The sequence below is a fragment of the Amycolatopsis sp. lyj-23 genome (assembly GCF_046549135.1).
In the GTDB taxonomy this organism is placed as follows: domain Bacteria; phylum Actinomycetota; class Actinomycetes; order Mycobacteriales; family Pseudonocardiaceae; genus Amycolatopsis.
Genome location: NZ_JAJPWN010000003.1, coordinates 40,940 through 56,565, shown reverse-complemented (window position 1 = coordinate 56,565; position 15,626 = coordinate 40,940). Strand labels below are relative to the sequence as shown.

The window sequence follows — 15,626 nt, the reverse complement described above, 5'->3', positions numbered from 1 at the left end:
GGTCTCCTTCAGGAACGGTCGAGGCGGGCGCGCATGGTCAGGCGGTCGCCGCGCAGGCGGATGTACTCGAGGTCGACGGGCCGTCCGTCGGCGAAGTGCGTCAGGCGTTCCCACCGCAGCAGGGCGGCGCCCGGCGGGACGTCCAGCACGGCCGCGGTTTCCGGGTCGGCGTTGAGGGCTTCGACGTCGATGTCGGCGTAGCCCAGCCGCTGCCCGGAGGTCTCCTCGATGAGCGCGAAGACGTCCCGCCCGGCGAGGTCGTGGTCCAGCAGCGGCTTCCCGATCTCCGGCAGCAGGTAGGTGAGGTCGAGCGAGAGTGGGACGCCGTCGAGTCTTCGCAGCCGCTCCAGGTAGACGACCTCGGAGCGCTCGGGCACGCCGAGCCGGTGCGCCACCTCGGCGGGGGCGGGTACCAGGCCGGCCGTCCGGACGTCGTTGGTGACCACGCCGTGCTCCCGCAGCACCTCGGCCAGCCCGGCCAGCCGGTTGAGCCCGTGCGGGTACTTGTGCCCGACCACGACCGTGCCGACCCCGGGCTGGCGCGCGATCAAGCCGTCGTCGCGCAGCAGCGCGAGGGCTTCCCGCACGGTGTTGCGGGTCACCGAGAACTCCACCGTGAGGTCCTCCTCGCACGGCAGCGGCTCTTCGGCCAGCACCTGACGGCGCAGCAGGTCGGCGAGCTGCCGGGCGCTGTCCGAGCGGGTCCGCCGGGGTGTGGAAGGCATGGCGGCGAGGATGGCCAGCGTTCGTTAACGCCGTGTTACGCCACTTCCGGCCGCCTTGGCAGGCTCCTGACCTGCGGAAACCGGTGTCCAGACCGGACTTCCGCCGCTCACTATCTGAGACGTCCGAGGGCGCCCGCCGGTGGTGCGGTGCGCGGTGGAATCGTGGACCCTGATCTGTACGCCGGGAAGAGGAGTGAAATGGGAAAGGTCACGGCCACCGCGGAGCGCACCATCGACGCCCCGGCCGACAAGGTCCGCGCGCTCGTCGCCGACTACGCCGAGACGCGGCCGAAGCTGCTCACCGAGCACTACCGCGACTACCAGGTGACCGAGGGCGGCGTCGGCGCCGGCACCAAGGCCCGCTGGAAGCTGCAGGCGACCTCGAAGCGCGTGCGCGACGTCGCCGCGACCGTCACCGAGCCTCGCCCGGGGACGCTGGTCGAGACGGACGCGAACTCGAGCATGGTCACCAGGTGGACGGTCACCGAAGCGGGTGAACGCAGTGTGGTGAAGATCGAGACCACGTGGGACGGTGCCGGTGGCATCGGCGGCTTCTTCGAGAAGACCTTCGCGCCCGGCGGGCTCAAAAAGATCTACGACGGGGTGCTGGGCAAGCTCGCCGAGATCGTGTGACGAGTCACAATCGGAATCTGCGCCCCGGTTAGCTGGTTACATCGGGTGGAATCCGGGGCGCTTGCCCCGCTTCGAGACTGGAGAGGATCCACGATGAGCACGGCGACCGAAATCCGGCTGGCTTCGCGTCCGGAAGGCGTGCCGACGCACGATAACTTCGAGATCGTCGACACCGAGGTGCCGACGCCGGGCGCGAACCAGATCCTGGTCCGCAACCTGATCATGAGCGTCGACCCGGCCATGCGCGGCCGGATGCGGGACGTCAAGTCCTACGCGCCGCCCTTCCGGGTCGGCGAGGTCATGTCCGGCGGGGCGGTCGGCGAGGTCGTCGAGTCGAACGTCGACGACGTCAAGGCCGGGGACCACGTCCTGCACCAGGCCGGCTGGCGCACCCACGCCGTGCTCGACGCGGGCCGGTACGTCAAGGTCGACGGGTCCGCCGCGCCGCTGTCGACGTACCTCGGCGTGCTCGGCATGCCGGGCCTGACCGCGTACTCGGGCCTGCTGGAGTCGGCCGAGTTCAAGCCGGGCGACACGGTGTTCGTCTCGGGCGCGGCGGGCGCGGTCGGTTCGCTGGTCGGGCAGCTCGCGAAGCTGAAGGGCGCGAAGCGCGTCATCGGCTCGGCGGGTTCGGCGGAGAAGGTCCGCCACCTGATCGACGACCTCGGCTTCGACGCCGCGTTCAACTACAAGGACGGCCCGGTCGCCGACCAGCTGCACCAGGCGGCGCCGGAGGGCATCGACGTCTACTTCGACAACGTCGGCGGCGAGCACCTGGAAGCCGCGATCGACGCGATCACCGTGCACGGCCGGATCGCCGTCTGCGGGATGATCTCGCAGTACAACGCGACCGAACCGACGCCGGCGCCGCGCAACCTCGCGCAGGTCATCGCCAAGCGGCTGACCATCCGCGGCCTGCTGGTGATCGACCACTGGCACCTGCAGCAGCAGTTCGTCAGCGAGGTGGCGCCGCTGGTGAACTCCGGCGAGATCAAGTACTCGGAGACCTTCGTCGACGGCATCCGCAACGCGCCCGAGGCGTTCCTCGGCCTGCTGTCGGGCGCCAACACCGGCAAGATGCTGGTCCGGATCGCGGACTAGAGCAGTTCGGCCAGCTCGGTCAGGGCCGTGATCGTGTAGGTCGGCTCGGGTGAGCCGGGCAGCGGGCGAACGCCGGGGCGGGCGAGCAACGCCGTCCGCAGCCCGGCCGCCTGCGCGCCCGCGACGTCCCAGTCGTGCGCGGCGACCATCACCGCGGTTTCGCCGGGATAGGCGGCGGTGACCTGGCGGTACGGCTCCGGCGCCGGCTTGAGCCTGCCGACCTGCTCGGCCGAGAAGATCCGGTCGAGCAGCGGCGCCAGCCCGGCGTTCTGCAGCTGCGCCTCGGCCGTCGCGAGCGGCGAGTTCGTCAGCGCGACGACGGTGTGCCCGGCTTCGCGCAGCTTGGTCAGCCCGGCTTCGACGTCCGGATGCGCCGGCAGGCTGCGCAGGCCCGCGGCGATCGCCCCGAGATCGGCCTCCCGCCCGTGCCGGGCGGCGACCTCGATGGCGGCGTCGCCGGCGATGCCCGCGAAGTCGCGGTAGCCGCCGGTGGCGGTCACGGTCAGGACGGTGTGGATGGCCAGGCCGAACCACTCGCGCCGCAGCTCGGGACCGCCGACGGTGGCGTCCAGCGCGGCCAGGTCGAGCAGGGTCTCGTTGACGTCGAAGACGCACAGCATGGGTTCAGTATCCGCGTGATCACCCCGCCGCGGCCCGGCCCGCGATCACGATCCGCGCGGCCTCGGTGGATTTCCGCACCACCAGGTCGACCGAGTACCCGTGCTTGACGAAGACGCCGTCGAGCTGGAACGTGCCGTAGCCATGCGCTTGCGTGAACAGCTGCTCCATCAGCTCCAGCCCGGTCGCCGGGTCCGGAGCGACCGCCAGGCAGCGCAGGAGGAACTCGTCGGTCAGCCGCCGGGTCTGCTCGTGCAGGCCGACGTGCTCCGGACCGTGCAGGCCTTCGGCGTAGAGGACGTTCATCCCCGCCCGGCGCTCGATCAGGTACCGCGTGTACGCGCCCGCGGCTGCCGCCAGTGCTTCGGCCGGGTTCTCGTGTTCGGCGGCCGCCGCGGCGACCCGGTCCGCCAGCTGGCACGCGATGTGGCACGCGACTTCGGCGAGCAGCGTCTCGCGGTCGGCGAAGTGCCGGTACGGCGCACCGGGGCTGACCTTCGCCCGCCGCGCGACCTCCGCGACCGAGAAGCCCTCGAGGCCGTGCTCGGCGATCAGGTCCAGGGAGACGCGCACGAGCTCGCCGCGGAGGTCGCCGTGGTGGTACTTGCCGCCCATGACCTGGTTCACATCTTTCGCTCGGAATATGTAAGAGGCCTCTTACGTCGGACATGTATGAGACCTCTTACGAGGGCCAACGGTACTTGAACTTGGAGGGTTCCATGAGCACGACCACGCACGCCATCGCCGTTCCGGCGCCGGGCGCGCCGCTGGCGCCGACCACGATCGAGCGCCGTGACCTGCGTCCCGACGACGTGCTGATCGACATCGCCTACGCCGGCATCTGCCACAGCGACATCCACCAGGCCAAGGAGGACTGGGGCCAGGCGATCTTCCCGATGGTCCCGGGCCACGAAATCGCCGGCGTCGTCGCCGCGGTCGGCTCGGACGTCACGAAGTACCAGGTCGGCGACCGCGTCGGCGTCGGCTGCATGGTCGACTCCTGCGGCGAATGCGAATACTGCCTGGCCGGCACCGAGCAGTTCTGCGTCAAGGGCAACGTCCAGACGTACAACGGCGTCGGCTTCGACGGCGAGAACACCTACGGCGGCTACAGCAACCAGATCGTCGTGAAGGACGCCTTCGTCTGCCGCATCCCGGAGGGCATCGACCTCGACGTCGCCGCGCCGCTGCTCTGCGCGGGCATCACCACCTACTCGCCGCTGCACCACTGGGGCGCCGGCCCCGGCAAGAAGGTCGCCGTGATCGGCCTCGGCGGGCTCGGGCACATGGCCGTCAAGATCGCCGCCACGATGGGCGCCGAGGTGACCGTGCTGAGCCAGAGCCTCAAGAAGCAGGAGGACGGCCTCAAGCTCGGCGCTTCCGAGTACTACGCCACCAGCGACGAGTCGACCTTCGACGTCCTGCGCGGCAAGTTCGACATCATCCTCAACACCGTGTCGGCCAAGCTGCCGGTGGACGCCTACCTCGGCCTGCTGCGGGTCGGCGGCGCGATGGTGAACGTCGGCGCGCCCGGCGAACCGCTGGCCTACAACGCCTTCTCGCTGCTCGGCGGCAACAAGGTGCTGGCCGGCTCGATGATCGGCGGCATCGCCGAGACCCAGGAGATGCTGGACTTCTGCGCGAAGCACGGCATCGGCGCGGAGATCGAGACCATTTCGGCGGACAAGGTCAACGAGGCCTACGAGCGCGTGGAGAACTCCGACGTGCGCTACCGGTTCGTCATCGACGCGTCGACCATCGGGGCGTGATCCCGGGCACGGCAACCGCGTCAGAACACCACGGTGCGGTTGCCGTGCACCAGCACGCGGTTCTCCAGGTGCCACCGGAGACCGCGGGCCAGCGTCACCTTCTCGATGTCCCGGCCCTTGCGGACCATGTCCTCGACCGAGTCGCCGTGGCCGACGCGGATGACGTCCTGCTCGATGATCGGGCCCGCGTCGAGGTCCGCCGTCACGTAGTGGCAGGTCGCGCCGACCAGCTTGACCCCGCGCGTGTGGGCCTGGTGGTACGGCTTCGCGCCGATGAACGACGGCAGGAAGCTGTGGTGGATGTTGATCGCCCGCCCGGCCCACTCGCGGCACAGGTCCGCGGGCAGGATCTGCATGAACCGGGCCAGCACCACCGCGTGCGGGTCGTGCTCGTCGACCAGCTTGCGGACCTGCTCGAACGCCGCTTCCTTGCCGCCGGCGGGGAACGGCACGTGGTGGAACGGGATGCCGTGCGCGCGGGTGATGTCCGCGAGCGAGTCGTGGTTGCCGATCACCGCGGCGACGTCGACGTCGAGCTCCCCGGAAGCGACGCGGCCGAGCAGGTCGTACAGGCAGTGCCCGGCCTTGGAGACGAGGATCACCGCGCGGCGCCGCTCGCCGGTGTCGCTGACCTGCCAGCTCGACTCGGCCGACAGCTCGGCGGCCACCTCGCCGAAGCGGGCGCGCAGCTCGTCGGCGTCGAACGGCAGCGAGTCGGCCCGGACGACCTGGCGGGTGAAGAACCAGCCCGTGTCCGGGTCGGTATGGTACGCCGCCTCGACGATCCAGCCGCCGTGCTCGGCGAGGAACCCGGAGATCCGGGCGATGATGCCGGTGCGGTCGGGGCAGCCGAAGGTGATGACGTAGCGGCGTTCGGGAGCGGTCACGCCCGACATTCTCCCTGGTACTGGTCAGACGGCCGGGAGCCGGTCCCCGCTGATCGCCGCCGAGTGCGGACGGCCCCACACCGCCCGGTAGACGTCGTCGGCGTCGCCGGTCACTTCGGTCCGCGGGGTGCCGACCGTCCACGTCCGCTCCGGCGTGGTGATCCGCACGCCGATGGCGAAGCCGCGACGCGGGACGACGAAGGTCAGGAACTCGTCGATGCCGTCGTTGGCGAACTCGGGGGAGAAGCGGGTCTCCGGCGGGTCTTCGAGGGCGGATTCGGCGTCGAGGCGGTGGATCGCGGTCTCGTGGGCCATCCGGCGGGTCCACGGCGCGTCCGGGTTGCGCGCCAGTGCTTCGCGCAGGGCCAGGCGCCGGCCGTCCCACCACCCGAGGACGTCTTCCCAACCCGACGGCGGCTCGGGGTGCGGCGGCCGGCCCATCGCCAGGCTGGTGCTGGTGTCGTGCACGAACGCGATGTGCGTCACCAGGTCATGGACAGTCCACTTCGGACAGTTCGGCACCGGTGCCGACGGCCCGGCCGCCAGCGCCGCCCGCTTGAGCCCGTCGGCGTGGACGTCGATCGCTTCGAGCATGCGCCGACCGTAGCCGCCGCCCGGCCTCGATGGCGAACACCAGCCCCAGGCCGAGGCTGAACGACAGCAGCAGGCCCTTGCCCGGCTCGTCGGCGAAGGCGGACCCGCCCGCGAGGCCGATCAGGACGCTGTACACGGCCCAGATCGCGGCCCCGGCGGCGTCGAGGGCGGCGAACTTCGGCAGCGGGTAGCCGAGGCTGCCGGTGGCGAGCGCGCTGGCGACCCGGCCGCCCGGCAGGTAGCGGGCCGCGATGATCAGCAGCCCGCCGTTGCGCCGCACCTGCTGCCGCGCCCATTCGTAGCGCCGCCGTCCTTCCGGGCCGCGCTGCAGCCGCGCGATGGCCTGCGGCCCGGCGGCCCGGCCGACGGCGTACCCGAGGCAGTCGCCCGTCCACGCGCCCGCGGCCGCCACCGTGGCGAGCAGGGCCAGCTGCGCGGGGTCGGGTCCGAGCAGGACGGCGACGGTGACGACGGTGGTTTCGCTGGGCATGAAGGGCAGCAGCGCGTCCAGCCCCGACACGGCGAAGACGACCACCCACAGCCACGGCGAGCCGAGCGCGCCGCGCAGCAGCTCGGTGACCTGCGCCAGGAGTTCCACGGCTCAATGGTGATCACCGCAGGTCACTTCGGGGTGACGCAGCGGGGGTGCCCCGGTGAACACAGCGCCCCAATGTGGCCTTCGGTGCGTTGAATCAGCACTGCGGCGCGGAGCGCCTCCGTTGAGGGTGGCGGCGGGGGCATGGATGGAGCACCCAATGTGGCCTTCGGTGCGTCACACGCACCCAAGGCCGCCTTGGGGCGCTCAGGCCGGGGCGACCGACGCCCAGGGCACCGTCAGCTCGCCGAGGCGGATGCGGGACGGCGGGCCCAGCACCGGCCAGCCCCGCGCGGCCAGCAGCCGGACCGTCTCCAGCCAGCGCGACCGCACCCCGAACGCCTGGTGCGGTGCCGCGGTGGCCCAGCAGGCGTCCAACGCCGACAGCAGCGCGTGGACGCGCTCGCCGGGCACGTTCCGGTGGATCAGCGCCTTCGGCAGCCGCTCGGCCACGGTCGACGGGCGGTCCAGTCCCGCCAGCCGCATCGAGAGCGTCAGCGAGACCGGGCCGGACCGGGCCACCAGTACCCAGGAGGACAGCCGGCCTATCTCGTCGCACGTGCCCTCGACCAGCAGACCCTCGGCGGGCATCGAGTCCAGCATCAGGTCCCACGCGCCCGCGACTTCGTCCTCCGCGTACTGCCGCAGCACGTTGAACGCCCGCACCAGCACCGGCCGGGTCCCGGCCAGCTCGAACCCGCCGCGGCGGAAGTCCAGCGACGGCGGTGACGCGGCGGACTGCGCAAAAGCCACCCGCTCCGGATCCAGCTCCAGCCCCAGCACGCGGACGTCCGGACGCACCCGGCGCAGCCACCGCGCCAGCTCGACCGTCGTCACCGGGGACGCGCCGTAGCCGAGGTCGACGACCAACGGCGGATCGGCCGCGCGAAGCAGCCGCGAAGTGCGCGGCGAGAAGGCGATCCAGCGGTCGACCCGGCGCAGGCGGTTCGGGTTGGTGGTGCCGCGGGTCGGCGCGCCGACCGGGGTCAGTTTGCTTCTGTGAGCCACTTCGCGGTGAATTCGGCTTCGCGCTCCAGCAGTTTCGTGACCTGCTCGGCGATCACGCTCTCCAGCTTCCCGCCGAACAGCGGGATCCGGACCGTGACCTCGCCGCTGGTCCGGTGCACCGTGCGGTCGCCGTTGGCCAGCAGCGCCGTCCGCGCGGCGATCTCGCCCGGGACACCGCCGACCTCGACCGTCGCGTTGCCCTGCCGCCCGGTGCCGTCGTTGCTCACGCGCCAGGTCTGCGTGCGGGTCACCACCAGGTCGCCCTTGTGCAGCGTGCGGACCGCCTGCGGCAGCTTGTCCGCGCTGATCCCCTGCCGCAGCGAGTACCGCAGGTCCGTGCCGGACTCCTCGTACGACAGCAGGGCCGCGTCGTGCCCGCCGAGCTCCGCCAGGCGTGCCCGCAGCGCGTCTTCGCCGGCGACGGCCGCGTACGTGGCCGCGACGTCGGCAGCGAACTCAGCGCGGTGCTCGATCCGGGATCCCATGGACCGAACAGTACCGTCAGGCGGGTGGACACCCGTACTTCCGAACTCCCGAAGCTCTCCGCGTACACCACGCTGCGCCTCGGCGGCCCGGCCCGCCGCTTCGTCAGCGCCGTGACCAGCGAAGACCTCGTCGCAGCGGTCCGCGATGCGGACGCGGCGGGCGAGCCGGTGCTGCTGGTCGGCGGCGGCTCCAACCTGGTGGTCGGCGACGCGGGGTTCGACGGCACGCTCGTCGAGGTGGCGAACACCGGCTGGCGCCGCGAGGGCGACACCGTCGAGGTCCAGGCCGGCCAGAACTGGGACGCGTTCGTCGCCGGCCTGGTCGAGGCCGGGCTGGGCGGGCTCGAATGCCTCTCCGGCATCCCCGGCAGCGTCGGGGCGACGCCGATCCAGAACGTCGGCGCGTACGGCTGCGAGGTCGCCGAGTCGATCGTCTCCGTCGAGCTGTACGACCGCGGGACGCGCGAAGTCCGCACGCTCAAGGCCGAGGAGCTCGGCTTCGCCTACCGCACCAGCGTCCTCAAGGGCACCGACACCGGCGTCGTCCTCTCGGTCCGGTTCGAGGTCCGCGAAGACGGCCTCTCCGCGCCCATCCGCTACGCCGAGCTGGCCCGCACGCTCGGCGTCGAGATCGGCGCGCGCGTTCCGGCCGCCGAAGCGCGCGAAGCCGTCCTCAAGCTGCGTCGCGGCAAGGGCATGGTGCTCGACCCGGCCGACCACGACACGTGGAGCGCGGGCTCGTTCTTCACCAACCCGATCGTGCCGAGCGCCGAGGCCGAGGCGGTCCTCGCGCGGATCACCGGCGTCGTCGGCGCGGAGGTGCCGCAGTACCCGGCCGACGGCGGCGTCAAGCTGTCCGCGGCCTGGCTGATCGAGCGCGCGGGCTTCGGCAAGGGGTACCCCGGTCCGGGGAACCGGGTTTCGCTGTCGACCAAGCACACGCTCGCGCTGACCAACCGCGGCGACGCGACGACCGAGGACCTGCTGGCGCTGGCCAGGGCGGTTCGCGACGGCGTCGAGCAGCGGTTCGGCGTCCGGCTGCACCCCGAGCCGCTGCTGATCAACTGCGTGATTTGAGCCAAACCGGGCAACCCGTACGTGTGACAGACGTCTTTGTCGACAAAGAGGTCTGCCACCTGAACGGTTGGTTTTTGCCTTCCGGCGGGTAACGTCGGCCGGGTGACCAGCGCTGAAGGCGGGTGCCCGCTGGTCGGCGGGGGATTCCAGGAGGTTTCGGTGATCGAACGGCGTACGGTCTTCAAGGCTGCCCTGGCGGCTGGGGCCGCACTGGTCGCCGCCGCGTGTTCGAGCGAGAACGGCGGCAACGCGCTGCCCACCGGCGCGGCCGGGGCCGATGGCGAAGGCGGCGCCCAGTCCGTGGCGAAGATCACAGCCGAGCCGGCCGCCGACGCCAAGGACGTCCCGGTGCTCAAGCCCGCCGTGCTGAAGGTCGCCGACGGCAAGCTCACCGAGTGCAAGCTGAGCGCCGACGGCGGCAAGGAGGTCAAGGGCGACCTCACGCCGGACGGCCTCACCTGGACCAGCTCCGAGCCGCTCGGCTACGGCAAGACCTACACCTACGCGGCCAAGGCCACCGGCTCCGACGGCAAGCCGGTCGAGTTCAAGGGCAGCTTCACCACGGTCAGCCCGGCCAAGCAGGTCCGCGCCACGCTCAACCCGGCCGACAACCAGACCGTCGGCGTGGCCATGCCGATCAGCGTCAAGTTCGCGTCGCCGGTGAAGAACCGCGCCGCGGTCGAGAAGGCCCTGTCCGTGAAAACGGACAAGGACGTCGAAGGTGCCTGGGGCTGGCTGTCCGACAGCCAGGTCGACTACCGGCCGAAGGAGTACTGGCCGCAGAACATCACCGTGAACGTCGAGGCGAAGCTGTACGGCGTCGAGCTGGGTGGCGGCGCGTACGGCAAGGCCGACGTCACGACGAAGTTCAAGATCGGCCGCAACCAGGTGGTCAAGGTCAACACCCCGGACCACCAGATGCGCGTCTACCGCAACGGCTCGCAGGTCAAGAGCTACCCGTGCGCGAACGGGCTGGACGCCGAGGTCGACCGCAACACCCCGAACGGCACCTACATCATCATGACCCGGGAGCCGACGGCCGTCTTCGACAACGCCCGCTACGGCTACACGAACGTCAACAAGAAGTGGGCCTGCCGGTTCTCCAACCACGGCGAGTACATCCACGAGAACCAGGACAACGCGGCCAACATCGGCAAGAACAACAACTCCCACGGCTGCGTCAACCTGCTCGAAGCCGACGCCAAGGACTACTTCGACTCGGCGCTGATCGGCGACCCGGTGGAGATCACCGGCTCGAAGCTGTCCCCGCCGATGGCCTCGGACGTCAAGGACTGGAACTACAGCTGGGCGGCCTGGCAAGGGCTGGGTGCGAAGTAACCCGTGCGCACCGAAGTCGTCGGGCACGGCGGGGTCCGGCTCGGCCTGCGGGTCGAGGGCACCGAGAACAACAGGCCGATCGTGTTCCTGCACGGCTGGGCGCAGTCGGGCGGCTGCTGGGCCGCGCAGCTGGCCGACCCGGCCCTGACCGAGCGGTTCCGCCTGGTCGCCGTGGACCTGCGGGGCCACGGCGCTTCGGACGTCCCGGCCACCGGGTACGACAACCCTCAGGTCTGGGCGGACGACCTCGCCGCGGTGCTGGACTTCGCCGGCCCGGACGCGATCGTCGTCGCCTGGTCCTACGGCGGCCTGGTGCTGACCGACCACATCCGGGTGCACGGCACCGCACGGCTGCGCGGGGTGGTGCTGGTCGGGGCGATCACCGAGATCGGCCGCGACCGGCCGGGTGGGCGGGTCGGCGCGCTGATGCGCGAGCACATGCGGGCGATGCTTTCCGACGATCCGGACACCGCGGTGCCGGCGCTGACCGCGTTCAGCCGCGGGATGACGGCCGGTCCGGTGCCCGGCGCGCAGGTCCAGGCCCTGCTCGGCGCTTCTCTCAGCGTGCCGCCGTCGGTCCGCTCGGCGTTGTTCCGCCGGGACGTCGGCAGCGAGGACGTGCTGGCCGGGATCGACAAACCGGCCCTGGTCGTGCACGGCACGGCCGACCGCGTGATCGAGCCCTCGGTGGCCGAACACGCCCTCGGGAAGATTCCGGGTGCCGTCGGGCGTTGGTTCGTTGACGGGGGGCACGCGCCCTTCGCCGAGTCCGCGGCCGAGTTCGACGCGGTGCTCCGGCAGTTCGCCGAGGAAAGCTGACGTACGCAGGAGACGTGACCAGGTGACCAGCAACACCCGAAGGTTCCGCGCTGCGCCGCGCCGGATCGCGGTGCTGTCCGTGCACACATCCCCGCTCGAGCAGCCAGGCACCGGCGACGCGGGCGGGTTGAACGTCTACGTCAGCCAGACCGCGACCGAGATGGCCCGCCGCGGCGTCGAGGTCGAGGTGTTCACGCGCGCGACGGCGTCCGGCCAGCCGCCGGTGGCCGAGCTGGCGCCCGGGGTGACCGTGCGGCACGTGCAGGCCGGCCCGTTCGAGCCGCTCGGCCGCGACGAGCTGCCCGCCCAGCTGTGCGCGTTCACCTCCGGCGTCCTGCGGACCGAGGCCTTCCACGAGCCCGGCCACTACGACCTCATCCACTCGCACTACTGGCTCTCCGGCCAGGTCGGCTGGCTGGCCCGGGACCGCTGGTCCGTGCCGCTCGTGCACACCGCGCACACGCTGGCGAAGGTGAAGAACGCCGCGCTCGCCGAGGGCGACAAGCCCGAGCCGCGCGTCCGCGTGATCGGCGAGGAGCAGGTGGTGGCCGAGGCCGACCGGCTGGTCGCCAACACCGCCGTCGAAGCGCGCCAGCTCATCGAGCTCTACGACGCCGAGCCGCACGCGGTGCACGCCGTGCCGCCGGGCGTCGACCTGGAACGCTTCACCCCGGGCCCCAAGGCCGTCGCGCGGGCCGAGCTGGGGCTGGCCGACGACGACGTCGTGCTGGCCTTCGCCGGCCGCATCCAGCCGCTCAAGGCGCCCGACGTCCTGCTGCACGCCGCAGCCGCGATGCTGCGCCGCCGTCCCGAGCTGGCTTCGCGGCTGGTCGTGCTCGTCGTCGGCGGGCCGTCGGGCACCGGGCTGGAGCAGCCGCAGGCGTTGCGCGAGCTGGCCGTTCTCCTCGGCATCGAGCGGCAGGTCCGGTTCCTGCCGCCGCAGCCGGGCGAGCGCCTCGCCCGCGTCTTCCGGGCGGCCGACGTCGTGGCGGTGCCGAGCTACAACGAGTCGTTCGGGCTGGTGGCGCTGGAGGCACAGGCCTGCGGGACACCGGTGGTCGCGGCCGAGGTCGGCGGCCTGCCGGTGGCGGTGCCGCACGGCGTCTCCGGGCTGCTGGTGCCCGGGCACGGCGCCGACGAGTGGGCGGACGCGCTGGCCGCGGTCGCGCTGCGCCCCGACCGGCGGGCCGAACTCGCCGCCAACGCCGTCGTGCACGCGCGCCGGTTCTCCTGGCGCCGCACGACCGACGCGCTGCTGGACATCTATGCTCAGGCCACCAGCGCGTTCACCCGCGCGCTGGACCTGCGCACGGAGGTGGCGGTGTGAGCCTGGACGAGCTGATCCAGTCTACTTTGGACTCCGCGGAGCTGGAGTACGACAAGCGCGGGCCGGGCAAGTACTTCGTCACGCTGCCGGGAACCAAGAAGCTGCAGACGAACGCGTGGCTGGTCGACGGCGACCACGCGTTCTCCGTGGAAGCCTTCGTCTGCCGCCGTCCCGACGAGTCCCATGAGGACGTTTACCGATTCCTCCTGCGGCGCAACGCGAAGCTGTACGGCGTGCACTACACAGTGGACAGTCTCGGGGACATCTACCTGGTCGGCCGGTTCGGCAAGGAAACGATGTCCGCCGACGAGCTCGACAAGGTGCTCGGCCAGGTGCTGGAAGCGGCCGACGGCGACTTCAACACGCTGCTCGAGATCGGCTTCGCGACGTCGATCAAGCGCGAGTGGGACTGGCGCGTCTCCCGCGGCGAATCCCTGGCCAACCTCCAGGCGTTCAAGCACCTGGTGGCGCCCGAGAAGCCGCACGAACCCGGCTTGACCGAGTCGTGACCCGGGCCGTGCAACGGCCCTGAACCGGACATCCGTCTCCTCGCCAGCCGAAACTGGAGGGAGACGCAGGATGCGGATTCGATGGAGAGCCGGGCTCGCCCTGGCCGCGGTGGCGTTCGTGCTGGCCGGCTGCTCGGCGGCGCAACAGGGGGCGTCCACTGCGGACAGCGCCGGCTCCGGGCCGGTGCCGGCCGCGCCGCAGCAGGGCAGCGGCAAAGCGGGGCAGGAGAAGGTGACCGCGCCGCAACCCGGGGCCACCGATCGCAAGCTTTCGCGCAGTGCCCGGCTCGAACTGACCGCCACCAAGGTCACCGAAGTCGTCGCGCAGGCGCGCGGGATCGCCCAGGGTGCCGGCGGCTACACCGGGCAGGAGAGCACCGGCGACGAGCTGGCGACGCTCAGCCTCGCGGTGCCGGCGGACCGGCTCGACGGCGTGCTCGACCAGCTCTCACACCTGGGCACGAGCCTGGTGAAGCGGGAGCTGAACACCCAGGACGTGACCGAGCAGGTCGTCGACGTCGAAGCGCGGCTGGCGACGCAGCGGGCCTCGGTGGAACGGATCCGCGCGCTGCTCGCGCGGGCGACTTCGGTTTCCGAGATCGCGTCGGTCGAGAGCGAGCTGACGAGCCGCGAAGCGACGCTGGAATCACTGGAACAGCAGCGGAACTCCCTGGCGGGCAGCGTCGCGATGGCGACCGTGGCGATGACCGTCCGCAGCGTCGCCGCCCCGCCGCCGCCCGGCGAGGACCACAGCGGGTTCCTCGGTGGCTTGGCCGGCGGCTGGCACGCGTTCGTGGTCTTCGGCGGCGGCCTGCTGACCGTGCTGGGCGCGATCGCACCGTTCCTGCTGTTCCTGTTGCCGCTGGGCTGGCTCGGCTGGTGGCTGCACCGGCGTCGCCGCGTCCCGGCGGTGGAGCCGGGCGAGGGCTGAGCGGAACAGGCGGGACGGCTCGAGGGAGGGGGAGTCGCGATCTCGAGCCGCCCCGCTGAAGTTCCCGCCGATCAGGACCCGGTGACGAGGGGGGTGTCAACGGGGCCGGCGGGCCGCGGCTCGGCAGGGGGGAGACGAGCCGCGGTCAACGCCCGAATCCGGCCGGGGAGTGCGTGGAATCCGGCCGCTCGGGACGTAGTCAACCTGTCAGATCCCGGCCGGTAATCACAAGACTACTGGCTAGCCCGTTCGAGTGAATTTTCGAAATGTCGATAACAGTGTGCAGTCTCCGGTGGAATTTTTGCGCGTTGTTGGCGAGCGGACTTGTCGAAGAGTGAGCTGTTACTTCGGAGTAACACACTCTCGGTAGGACGGAGGTCACCAGTCGGCCGCGCGGTCCGTTCTGGCAGGCTGTTGCCCATGGCCGAGATTGGGACGTTGGTGCTGCTGCGGCACGGGCAGAGCACGTGGAACGCGGAAAACCTGTTCACCGGCTGGGTGGACGTACCGCTTTCGGAGCAGGGCGAGGGCGAGGCCCGCCAGGGCGGCCGGCTCCTGGCCGACGCCGGGCTGCTCCCGGACGTGGTGCACACCTCGCTGCTGCGCCGCGCGATCTCCACCGCGAACATCGCGCTGGACGCCGCCGACCGGCACTGGATCCCGGTGAAGCGCGACTGGCGCCTCAACGAGCGCCACTACGGCGCGCTGCAGGGCAAGAACAAGAAGCAGACCCTTGACGAGTTCGGCGAGGAGCAGTTCATGCTCTGGCGCCGGTCGTACGACACCCCGCCGCCGTCGATCGACCCGAAGGACGAGTGGAGCCAGGCCGGCGACGCCCGTTACGCGAACCTCGGCGACGACGCACCGCTGACGGAGTGCCTGAAGGACGTCGTCGAGCGGCTGCTGCCGTACTGGGAGTCCGAAATCGTGCCGGACCTGCGCGCGGGCAAGACCGTGCTGGTCGCCGCGCACGGCAACTCCCTGCGCGCGCTGGTCAAGCACCTCGACGGCATCTCCGACGCCGACATCGCGGGCCTGAACATCCCGACCGGCATCCCGCTGCGCTACGACCTCACCGAGGACCTGCAGCCGGTGAAGCCGGGCGGCGAGTACCTCGACCCCGACGCCGCGAAGGAAGCCGCCGCCGCGGTGGCCAACCAGGGCCGCTGACCGCACCTTTCGCGAAGGCCACCCCGAGGTTCTCGGGGTG

General features: G+C 71.4%; 18 protein-coding genes. 10 read left to right on the top strand and 8 right to left on the bottom strand.

Annotated features, from left to right (window positions below; genetic code table 11):
• Positions 1-8: 8 nt before the first annotated feature.
• Positions 9-725 (bottom strand): GntR family transcriptional regulator, encoded by a 717-nt coding sequence (locus ACLJPY_RS06230; RefSeq protein ID WP_410587065.1) that lies wholly within the window; start codon positions 723-725, stop codon positions 9-11.
• Between the two features lie 198 nt (positions 726-923).
• Between ACLJPY_RS06230 and ACLJPY_RS06225 the strand changes: the two genes are divergently transcribed.
• Together ACLJPY_RS06225 and ACLJPY_RS06220 are read left to right on the top strand one after the other, a co-directional pair.
• Positions 924-1,358, top strand: a complete 435-nt coding sequence (locus tag ACLJPY_RS06225) for an SRPBCC family protein (RefSeq protein ID WP_410587064.1) — start codon at positions 924-926, stop codon at positions 1,356-1,358.
• 93 nt (positions 1,359-1,451) lie between these two features.
• Entirely contained in the window at positions 1,452-2,459 is a 1,008-nt protein-coding gene (locus ACLJPY_RS06220; protein WP_410587063.1) for an NADP-dependent oxidoreductase, read from the top strand.
• Here ACLJPY_RS06220 and ACLJPY_RS06215 read toward each other — a convergent pair.
• Together ACLJPY_RS06215 and ACLJPY_RS06210 are read right to left on the bottom strand one after the other, a co-directional pair.
• Positions 2,456-3,079: a haloacid dehalogenase type II gene (locus tag ACLJPY_RS06215; protein ID WP_410587062.1), complete on the bottom strand. Its 624-nt coding sequence runs from the start codon at positions 3,077-3,079 to the stop codon at positions 2,456-2,458. The genes ACLJPY_RS06220 and ACLJPY_RS06215 overlap by 4 nt on opposite strands.
• Positions 3,080-3,098: 19 nt before the next feature.
• Positions 3,099-3,692: a TetR/AcrR family transcriptional regulator gene (locus tag ACLJPY_RS06210; RefSeq protein ID WP_410587602.1), complete on the bottom strand. Its 594-nt coding sequence runs from the start codon at positions 3,690-3,692 to the stop codon at positions 3,099-3,101.
• A gap of 104 nt (positions 3,693-3,796) precedes the next feature.
• Here ACLJPY_RS06210 and ACLJPY_RS06205 point away from each other — a divergent pair, with 104 nt between their 5' ends.
• Entirely contained in the window at positions 3,797-4,846 is a 1,050-nt protein-coding gene (locus ACLJPY_RS06205; RefSeq protein WP_410587061.1) for an NAD(P)-dependent alcohol dehydrogenase, read from the top strand.
• 20 nt (positions 4,847-4,866) lie between these two features.
• Here the strand turns inward: ACLJPY_RS06205 and purU are convergent, their stop codons facing one another.
• The 5 genes from purU to ACLJPY_RS06180 form a co-directional block, all read right to left on the bottom strand.
• A complete protein-coding gene (gene purU / locus ACLJPY_RS06200; RefSeq protein WP_410587060.1) occupies positions 4,867-5,742 on the bottom strand; it encodes a formyltetrahydrofolate deformylase in 876 nt (291 codons plus the stop codon).
• A gap of 15 nt (positions 5,743-5,757) precedes the next feature.
• A complete protein-coding gene (locus ACLJPY_RS06195; RefSeq protein ID WP_410587059.1) occupies positions 5,758-6,327 on the bottom strand; it encodes a maleylpyruvate isomerase family mycothiol-dependent enzyme in 570 nt (189 codons plus the stop codon).
• Positions 6,224-6,925, bottom strand: coding sequence for a DedA family protein (locus ACLJPY_RS06190; protein WP_410587058.1), 702 nt, complete (start codon positions 6,923-6,925; stop codon positions 6,224-6,226). Before ACLJPY_RS06190 ends, ACLJPY_RS06195 begins: the two co-directional genes overlap by 104 nt.
• A 204-nt stretch (positions 6,926-7,129) precedes the next feature.
• Positions 7,130-7,930 (bottom strand): class I SAM-dependent methyltransferase, encoded by an 801-nt coding sequence (locus tag ACLJPY_RS06185; RefSeq protein WP_410587057.1) that lies wholly within the window; start codon positions 7,928-7,930, stop codon positions 7,130-7,132.
• Positions 7,909-8,415 carry a DUF2505 domain-containing protein gene (locus tag ACLJPY_RS06180; RefSeq protein WP_410587056.1) on the bottom strand — a complete coding sequence of 169 codons (507 nt, stop codon included), beginning with the start codon at positions 8,413-8,415 and terminating at the stop codon, positions 7,909-7,911. Before ACLJPY_RS06180 ends, ACLJPY_RS06185 begins: the two co-directional genes overlap by 22 nt.
• Before the next feature lie 24 nt (positions 8,416-8,439).
• Between ACLJPY_RS06180 and ACLJPY_RS06175 the strand changes: the two genes are divergently transcribed.
• From ACLJPY_RS06175 to ACLJPY_RS06145, 7 genes are all read left to right on the top strand, one after another.
• Positions 8,440-9,492, top strand: coding sequence for a UDP-N-acetylmuramate dehydrogenase (locus tag ACLJPY_RS06175; RefSeq protein WP_410587055.1), 1,053 nt, complete (start codon positions 8,440-8,442; stop codon positions 9,490-9,492).
• A gap of 159 nt (positions 9,493-9,651) precedes the next feature.
• A complete protein-coding gene (locus ACLJPY_RS06170; protein ID WP_410587601.1) occupies positions 9,652-10,830 on the top strand; it encodes a L,D-transpeptidase in 1,179 nt (392 codons plus the stop codon).
• A gap of 3 nt (positions 10,831-10,833) precedes the next feature.
• The gene (locus ACLJPY_RS06165) at positions 10,834-11,649 is read left to right on the top strand and encodes an alpha/beta fold hydrolase (RefSeq protein WP_410587054.1); all 816 of its coding nucleotides are present in this window, start codon (positions 10,834-10,836) and stop codon (positions 11,647-11,649) included.
• Between the two features lie 22 nt (positions 11,650-11,671).
• Positions 11,672-12,976 (top strand): D-inositol-3-phosphate glycosyltransferase, encoded by a 1,305-nt coding sequence (gene mshA / locus ACLJPY_RS06160; RefSeq protein WP_410587053.1) that lies wholly within the window; start codon positions 11,672-11,674, stop codon positions 12,974-12,976.
• Entirely contained in the window at positions 12,973-13,485 is a 513-nt protein-coding gene (locus tag ACLJPY_RS06155) for a YbjN domain-containing protein (protein WP_410587052.1), read from the top strand. Before mshA ends, ACLJPY_RS06155 begins: the two co-directional genes overlap by 4 nt.
• A gap of 70 nt (positions 13,486-13,555) precedes the next feature.
• Positions 13,556-14,416 carry a DUF4349 domain-containing protein gene (locus ACLJPY_RS06150; RefSeq protein ID WP_410587051.1) on the top strand — a complete coding sequence of 287 codons (861 nt, stop codon included), beginning with the start codon at positions 13,556-13,558 and terminating at the stop codon, positions 14,414-14,416.
• A gap of 420 nt (positions 14,417-14,836) precedes the next feature.
• Positions 14,837-15,586, top strand: coding sequence for a phosphoglyceromutase (locus ACLJPY_RS06145; RefSeq protein WP_410587050.1), 750 nt, complete (start codon positions 14,837-14,839; stop codon positions 15,584-15,586).
• Positions 15,587-15,626 lie beyond the last annotated feature (40 nt).

Bases quoted from the DNA above. Each gene is read 5' to 3' on its own strand.
- ACLJPY_RS06195 (WP_410587059.1), bottom strand. From the start codon at position 6,327: ATGCTCGAAGCGATCGACGTCCACGCCGACGGGCTCAAGCGGGCGGCG.
- ACLJPY_RS06145 (WP_410587050.1), top strand. From the start codon at position 14,837: ATGGCCGAGATTGGGACGTTGGTGCTGCTGCGGCACGGGCAGAGCACG.
- ACLJPY_RS06225 (WP_410587064.1), top strand. From the start codon at position 924: ATGGGAAAGGTCACGGCCACCGCGGAGCGCACCATCGACGCCCCGGCC.
- ACLJPY_RS06205 (WP_410587061.1), top strand. From the start codon at position 3,797: ATGAGCACGACCACGCACGCCATCGCCGTTCCGGCGCCGGGCGCGCCG.
- ACLJPY_RS06150 (WP_410587051.1), top strand. From the start codon at position 13,556: ATGCGGATTCGATGGAGAGCCGGGCTCGCCCTGGCCGCGGTGGCGTTC.
- ACLJPY_RS06180 (WP_410587056.1), bottom strand. From the start codon at position 8,415: ATGGGATCCCGGATCGAGCACCGCGCTGAGTTCGCTGCCGACGTCGCG.
- ACLJPY_RS06210 (WP_410587602.1), bottom strand. From the start codon at position 3,692: ATGGGCGGCAAGTACCACCACGGCGACCTCCGCGGCGAGCTCGTGCGC.
- purU (WP_410587060.1), bottom strand. From the start codon at position 5,742: ATGTCGGGCGTGACCGCTCCCGAACGCCGCTACGTCATCACCTTCGGC.
- ACLJPY_RS06220 (WP_410587063.1), top strand. From the start codon at position 1,452: ATGAGCACGGCGACCGAAATCCGGCTGGCTTCGCGTCCGGAAGGCGTG.
- ACLJPY_RS06230 (WP_410587065.1), bottom strand. From the start codon at position 725: ATGCCTTCCACACCCCGGCGGACCCGCTCGGACAGCGCCCGGCAGCTC.
- ACLJPY_RS06215 (WP_410587062.1), bottom strand. From the start codon at position 3,079: ATGCTGTGCGTCTTCGACGTCAACGAGACCCTGCTCGACCTGGCCGCG.